Source organism: Allosphingosinicella sp., assembly GCF_036403745.1.
Taxonomy (GTDB): Bacteria; Pseudomonadota; Alphaproteobacteria; order Sphingomonadales; family Sphingomonadaceae; genus Allosphingosinicella.
On the sequence record NZ_DASWQI010000061.1, the window covers coordinates 20,750 to 27,540 of the forward strand.

Annotated in this window: 7 protein-coding genes and 1 rRNA gene; 5 read left to right on the forward strand and 3 right to left on the reverse strand. The window is 67.4% G+C overall.

The genetic code is table 11. From position 1 onward, the window contains the following. Both VGC56_RS11930 and VGC56_RS11935 read left to right on the forward strand, forming a co-directional pair. Nucleotides 1–1,563 (forward strand): DUF4139 domain-containing protein, encoded by a 1,563-nt coding sequence (locus VGC56_RS11930; protein ID WP_464125131.1) that lies wholly within the window; start codon nt 1–3, stop codon nt 1,561–1,563. A gap of 135 nt (nt 1,564–1,698) precedes the next feature. Further along, a complete protein-coding gene (locus VGC56_RS11935; protein WP_464125132.1) occupies nt 1,699–1,959 on the forward strand; it encodes a fucose-binding lectin in 261 nt (86 codons plus the stop codon). A 22-nt stretch (nt 1,960–1,981) separates the two neighbouring features. Here the strand turns inward: VGC56_RS11935 and VGC56_RS11940 are convergent, their stop codons facing one another. Together VGC56_RS11940 and VGC56_RS11945 are read right to left on the reverse strand one after the other, a co-directional pair. Further along, the gene (locus VGC56_RS11940) at nt 1,982–2,359 is read right to left on the reverse strand and encodes an acyl-CoA thioesterase (protein WP_464125133.1); all 378 of its coding nucleotides are present in this window, start codon (nt 2,357–2,359) and stop codon (nt 1,982–1,984) included. Next, nucleotides 2,356–2,658, reverse strand: coding sequence for a hypothetical protein (locus VGC56_RS11945; RefSeq protein ID WP_464125134.1), 303 nt, complete (start codon nt 2,656–2,658; stop codon nt 2,356–2,358). Before VGC56_RS11945 ends, VGC56_RS11940 begins: the two co-directional genes overlap by 4 nt. A gap of 109 nt (nt 2,659–2,767) precedes the next feature. On the opposite strand from VGC56_RS11945, the gene VGC56_RS11950 reads away from it, so the two are divergent. Both VGC56_RS11950 and VGC56_RS11955 read left to right on the forward strand, forming a co-directional pair. Beyond that, nucleotides 2,768–3,196, forward strand: coding sequence for a CBS domain-containing protein (locus tag VGC56_RS11950; RefSeq protein ID WP_464125135.1), 429 nt, complete (start codon nt 2,768–2,770; stop codon nt 3,194–3,196). A 41-nt stretch (nt 3,197–3,237) separates the two neighbouring features. After that, entirely contained in the window at nt 3,238–4,104 is an 867-nt protein-coding gene (locus VGC56_RS11955; protein WP_464125136.1) for a glycosyltransferase family 2 protein, read from the forward strand. On the opposite strand, the gene VGC56_RS11960 is transcribed toward VGC56_RS11955, so the two are convergent. Further along, on the reverse strand, nt 4,070–5,638 hold the full coding sequence (locus VGC56_RS11960) for a lipopolysaccharide biosynthesis protein (protein WP_464125137.1): 1,569 nt from the start codon (nt 5,636–5,638) through the stop codon (nt 4,070–4,072). The genes VGC56_RS11955 and VGC56_RS11960 overlap by 35 nt on opposite strands. A gap of 775 nt (nt 5,639–6,413) precedes the next feature. On the opposite strand from VGC56_RS11960, the gene VGC56_RS11965 reads away from it, so the two are divergent. Continuing rightward, nucleotides 6,414–6,791: ribosomal RNA gene (locus tag VGC56_RS11965) — 16S ribosomal RNA — on the forward strand; the annotation flags it as partial.

The window sequence follows — 6,791 nt, forward strand, 5'->3', positions numbered from 1 at the left end:
TTGCGCGCTCTTCTTTTCCTGCTTCTGCTCGTCGGCCTTGTCGCCGCGGCGCCGCCGCCGCCGCCGGTGCCTCCCGCGCACGGTCAGCCCGCTCTTGCGGTGTCGCATGGCCCGCAGACGACCTCGGTCACCGTCTACCGGGCACCGTGGCGGCAGTCCGGGGAAGCGATGAACCTGCAGTGGCTCAACGGCTATGCGCTGATCAGCGAGACGCGGCGGATCGCGATCCCTGCGGGCGATTCGGATCTGCGCTTCGAAGGCGTCGCGGGCGGCATCCTGCCCCAGACGGCGATCGTCGCCGGCCTGCCGGGCGACGTCGTCGAGAAGAACCAGGACGCCTGGCTTCTGTCTCCCGCCAGCCTGATCGACGCGGCGCTCGGGCGGCGGGTGCATCTCAGGCGCACGTCCAAGAAGACGGGGGCGGTGCGCGAGCAGGATGCGGTGGTGCGCTCCAGTGCCGCCGGCGCGGTGGTTGTCGAGACGCCGGACGGGGTGGAAACGCTGCGCTGCGACGGACTCCCGGAGACGCTGGCCTACGACAAGGTGCCCGCCCGCCTCTCGGCCAAGCCGACGTTGTCGGTGCGGGTGCGCAGCCGTCGCGCGGTCGCCGCCACAATCACCCTCTCCTACCTCGCCAGCGAATTCGACTGGCAGGCCTATTACATCGCCAAGCTGGCGCCGGACGAGAAGAGCATGGAGCTGTTCGCCTGGCTGACCTTGGCGAATGGCGGCGAGACGGGCTTTGCCGGCGCGGACACCCAGGCGGTGGCCGGGCAGATCAACCGGCGCGACGTGCGGGCGCAAAAGGCGAAGGCGGAGCCGCTCGTCCTCAAATGCTGGCCGGCGGGGACGACGACGAGCGACCTGCCGCAAGCGGAGGAATATGAGCAGGAGGAGATCCATATCTCCTCCGGGGTCCCGCCGCCGCCTCCCCCACCTCCGCCACCACCGCCTCCGCCGCCCCCGCCGGCGCTGATGATGGCGCAGCAGGAGGCACTGGGCGACCTCAAGCTCTACCGCATCCCGATCCCCGTCACGGTCGCGGCCAACAGCCAGAAGCAGGTGGCGCTGCTGGCGCGCAAGGCGGTGAAGGTCGATACGGTCTACCGGAGCGCGCTCTACACCTGGCAGCCCGCGGCGGCGCAGCCGGTGATGCGGATCCTGCGGCTGAAGAATGTCGCGGAGACGGGGCTCGGCCTGCCGCTCCCGTCCGGCGACATCATCGTCATGAAGGAAGGGCGGCTGCGGCCGATCGTCTACGGCAGGGGATCGGTGGCCGACAAGGCGGTGGGGGAGGATATCGAGATCGTGATCGGCCGCGCCGGTGCGATTTCGGTGTCTACAAAGGTGCTGTCGCCGCCGGGAATGTGGGCGACGGAGGTAGAGTATAGCGCCGTCAATGCGCGCGACGTGCCGGTGGCGTTCGAGCTGCGCTTCGAAGGGGACGAGTTCGGCCTCGTTCCGGCCGTGACCCTGCCGAAACGCAACGGCGCCTCGATATGGAGCGTCATCATGCCGCCGAATGGCCGCGCCACCCTGCGCTTCCGGATATCGCGACACTAGCAGTCTCCTGCAGCCGCCGCTCCGATGCGGTCCCGAAATGAATTGTCATCGGGCGGTGACAGGCAGATGAAAGTCCCGTTCGTTGAACACGAGGGGGCAATTGAAATGACAAGTCTTCCGGTAGGAACGGCAGCCTTGAACTGGGTCGACAGTTCCGGGCACATCCACATCCGCGTCTATTCGACCGACGGCTACAATGTGACGGAGCGCTGTTGGGACGGTTCGGGCTGGACGAACGGCGCACTCAAGGCACCGGGCGGAAACGTCTCGGCGACATCCTGGCAGGACAAAGGCGGCCTGCACATCCGCGTCTATTGCAACTTCGAGGACGTGACGACGGAATGGTGCGTCGATCAGGGCGGCGGCTGGTACAAGGGCGCCTACACGACCCACTGACGCACTTCTAACTTTAAAGGCCTCAGGCCGCGGGCAAGGGCCGCGGGCGACTCTCGTCGTCGAGCGCGACGAAAGTGAATACGCCCTCGGTCACCTTGACCTCATCGGTGCCGCGGTTGCGGCTGGCGATCACTTCGATGCGGATGCCCATCGAAGTGCGGCCGGTGCGCTCGATGCGCGCGTAGACCGAGATGACGTCGTGGAGGAGAATGGGGGCGATGAACTCCATCGCCTCGATCGCGACGGTCGCGACATGTCCCTTGGCGCGGCGCGAGGCGACGATGCCGGCGGCGATATCCATCTGGCTGAGCACCCAGCCGCCGAAGATATGGCCGTTGGCGTTGATGTCGCCGGGCCGCGGGACGACCCGCAATATCGCTTCGCCGCGCGTGCTGCTCATCGTTTCGTATCCCGTCCGGAGGCGGCGTCGTCATGGCCGCCGGCATTGCTGAGGAAGGTGAGGCCCATCAGCGCGGTGCCGAGCAGGACCGAGAGGCCGACGCCGGCGATGGTGGCGATGACGAGGTGGATCGGCATGGGGCTGCCGCTGAGCTTCAGATAGGTCAGCGCCGCGACGACGGCGAGGGCCGCCGCCAGGGCCATCCAGCGCATCAGCTTCTTGTAGTGGATCCACGCGCGATGGGCGCGCTCGAGGTCGCGCGGGTCGCGCTGCGAGGGGATCGGATCGTGCTGCGGCATCGCCGCCATGTGGCCGCGGCGGCGCCGATCATCAACCCCGCGCTTTCCTTCGCGCCTCGTCCATGGGAGAAAAGCGGCCCGAGTCGCGTCACCCAATAAGGAGCAGGCGATGACGATAGCCGCCATTCTCGAGCGCAAGGGCCGTGATGTCGCCAGCATCGACGCGGGCGCCAGTGTCCGCGACGCCGTCGCCCTTCTTGCGAAAAGGAAGATCGGCGCGGTGCCGGTGACGGACGGCGGTGCCGTGGCCGGCATCCTCTCCGAGCGCGACATCATCCAGTGCCTGAGCAGCGACGGTGCGGCGGTGCTCGACTGGCCGGTGTCCAAGGTCATGACGGCGCCGGCGATCACGACGGGGACGGGGGCCAACGTGCTCGGCGCGCTATCGGAGATGAGCCGCCGCCGCATTCGCCACCTGCCGGTGGTCGAGGACGGGCGGCTGACCGGCATCGTCTCGATCGGCGACCTCGTCGCGTACCGCATCGCCCGGATCGAGGAAGAGGCCGAGGCGATGCGCTCCTACATCCAGGGCGCCTGAGGCTTTACCGGGCGGCAAGGCGGCGCTGCTAAAGCGGTGGGATGCGCGCGCCGCCGGCCATCACGATTGCGATCCTTGCCCACAACGAGGAGCGGCGGATCGGCGCCTGCCTGGCGAGCCTTGCCGTTTTGCCCGCGGGGACGGCGGTGCACGTCGTTGTCAACGGGTCGCGCGATCGCACGGCAGAGCTGGCGCGAGCGGCGGGCTCCTGCTTCGTCCATGACTATAAGGAGGGCGGCAAGGCGCGGAGCTGGAACCGGTTCCTGTTCGACGAGCGCACCGCCTTCTCGCCCGTCCATGTCTTCGTCGACGGGGACGCGGAGGTGGCGCCGGGCTCGCTGGAGGCGCTCGCTGCCGCGCTTGCCGCCCATCCTCACGCGAACGCCGCAAGCGCAGTGCCGCTCAACGGCCGCAACGCCGCCGCCTACCGCCGCGACCTGATCGCCGGGCATGGCTTGTTCGGCGACCTTTACGCGCTGCGGGGCGACTTCCTCGCGCGGATGAGGGCGGGCGCGATCCGTTTGCCGGTCGACCTGGTGGGGGACGACAGCCTGGTCGGTGCGCTCGCCAAGACCGACCTCGGGCCCGAATCGGGTTGGGACGACATGCGGGTCGTGCCGGTGCCGGAGGCGGGGTTCCTGTGCGAGCCGGTGTCGCTGAGCCCGGCGAGCCTCGCGCTGCAATATCGCCGGATGGTCAGCTATAGCGTCCGCCACTTCCAGAACCGGATCGTCTCGGACCTGATGCGGCGCGGGGGGCCGGCGGCGCTGCCGGAGCGGATGGCGGACCTTTACGCCGAGTGGCTGCCGCGATTCGCGCCGCGGCCCCGCCATTGGTGGTTCGACCGGCTGGCGCTGGCGCGGATGGCCGGTTCTATGCGGGCTGCGGAGCGGGCGCGCGCCGCCTGACGATCAGGCCGAGCGCCTCCTCGACCAGCGCCGGCGCGAACAGCTTCAGCAGCAGGGCGTAAGCCGCGGCGCCCGTTGCCCCGAGCAAAGCGAGGAGGAGCGGCGCGGGGAGCGGCGGCAGGATGGCGCGAAGGCCCCAGACGCAGGCGGCCATCGCCAGCGCAGCGGCGAGGCTGGGGCGGATCGCCCGCCCGAGGCCGGCGAGGCCGACGCCGATGTGGCGCCGCGCCTGCAGCCAGGTCGCGGCACAGAGCAGGGGGAAGGCGATCGTCCAGCCCCAGGCCATGCCGGTGGACCCGAATCGCACCGCGATGAGGAACGTCGCCGGCATCAGCGCCGCGCCGCAGGCCGAGATCCGCGCCGTCACGTGGGGCTTGCCGACCGCGTTCAAGGCGGGGGCGAAGAGGATCTGGAGCGTCATCGCCGGCATGGCGAGGGCGAGGATGGCGACGAGGGGCGCCATCGCCAGCCATTTGGGGCCGAACAAGGTCTCGACCGCGGGCGCGGCGGTGACGGCCAGGCCGAGATAGAGGGGGAGCGCGATCGCCATGATGAGGCGCACCGCGGTGAGGAACGAGGCGGCGAGCCGCTCCGGGTCCCTCTGCAGGCGGGCATAAGCCGGGAAGGCGACCTCGTTGAGCGGCGGCACGAAGCGCGAGGAGAAGATCTGGGTCAGGAACAAAGCTTCGGCGTAGAGGCCGAGGCTGTGCGGATCGAGGGCGCGGCCGGCGATGAAGACGTCGGCCTGGCTCTGCACCACCCAGAAGCCCTGGTTGACGAGGAGGGCGGCGCCGAACGCGACCATGGCGCCGGTGCCCCTCAGGTCGAAGCTCGGGATGAGGAAGCAGCGCGTGGCGAGGACGAGGCCGATGGCGCGGGCCCAGAAGATGACGATGGGGGCGACGACCAGCGTCCAGACGCCGGCGCCGGAGAGCGCCATGCTGATCGCCGTCGCCGCGCCGAGCGCGGTTGCGGCGACCGTGACGATGGCGAGGGGCCGGTATTGGAGCCGGCGGATCAGCAGCACCTCGGGAATCGCCACGAAAGGCGTCGAGAGATAGAGGAGCGACTGCCAGCGCAGCAGGGTGGCGATCTCGGGCTGGTGATAGTGCGCGGCGGCGAGCGGCGCGATGACGAGCTGGGTTGCGGCGAGGGCGCCGTTCAGCAGCAGCAGCAGGCCGAAGGTCTGGCGCAGGCGGAACGGGTCCACCGATTCGGCGCGGATGAGGGCGCTCGCAAAGCCGTAGCCATTGAGGAAGGTGAGGAAGGCGAGGACCACCTGCGTCATCGCGAACAGGCCGTAGTCGCTGGGATCGAGGATGCGGACGACGAACAGCGTCGAGCCCCAGCTCAGCATTTGGGCCGCGATCTGGCTGCCCGAGCGCCACAGGATTGCGCCTTTGACTTGGCGGCCGAGATCGGTGCCGGCTTCCGGAGCGGCAGCAGCGCCAGCGGTGGCGAGGGCGGCTTCCTCCTCGAAGGCCGTCTCCACGGGTGGGGGGCCGCCGCCGTTCCAGTCGCCGCTCGTTTCCATGGCTTCCCCTTACGCGCAAGGGGTTAACCGGCTCTTCAGCAGGGCGCGCGAAAGAGGCGGGCGAACCTCATCCATGTAAGTTTTTTGACGACAGGGGTTGCCGACTCGCAAACCCCTCTCTAGATGACCCCTCACCGGCGGGAACGAGGCCAAGCGCTTCGATAACGCACTGGAATGTCTTTGAAAATCGAGCTTTGAGAGCCTTGAAAGCGGGGTGAAACCCACTATCTTGGTTCTTGTGAAGGGCGCGCCTGTAAAGGTGGACGTCCTTTTCTCAAACTCTCCTTCGCGGGATCAGGCGAAGGCCGGCGGCACGTTCCGTCCGGCCCGAGCGGACGCCGCGGGAGCTTAAGCGGGTCTTCAGGGACCGGCCGGAATGCTCCGGAAAGTTTGCAGAAAAAAGTCATTGACGAGCGGAACACCCGCTCATATATGGCACTCCACCGGCGGGGCGGTTTAGCCCGCTCCCGCTTGCGTCTCTTAACGATCGGTAACCCGGTTGCCCCGGTTCAAGGGGAAGAGAGGCGCGTCGGCTCTTTGACATTGTTGGTTTAGATGAAGGGACATGTGGGCGGCGGCCCCGGTTACCGGCAGCCTCTGGGTGCTGGTGTATCGGTTAAAGTCAAGCCGTTCCATGGGTCGAACTGAAGCTCACGCTTCGGTGCGGCTCTACATGTCTCAATACATATCCACAGTATATGTAATGTGCAGGAACGGCTCCCAGAGATGCCGGCCTGCCGGTTCGGGTTTTCCCCCGGGCTGGCTTGTCGGACATAAACTTGAGAGTTTGATTCTGGCTCAGAACGAACGCTGGCGGCATGCCTAACACATGCAAGTCGAACGAGACCTTCGGGTCTAGTGGCGCACGGGTGCGTAACGCGTGGGAATCTGCCCTTCGGTTCGGAATAACAGTTAGAAATGACTGCTAATACCGGATGATGACGTAAGTCCAAAGATTTATCGCCGAAGGATGAGCCCGCGTAGGATTAGCTAGTTGGTGAGGTAAGAGCTCACCAAGGCGACGATCCTTAGCTGGTCTGAGAGGATGATCAGCCACACTGGGACTGAGACACGGCCCAGACTCCTACGGGAGGCAGCAGTGGGGAATATTGGACAATGGGCGAAAGCCTGATCCAGCAATGCCGCGTGAGTG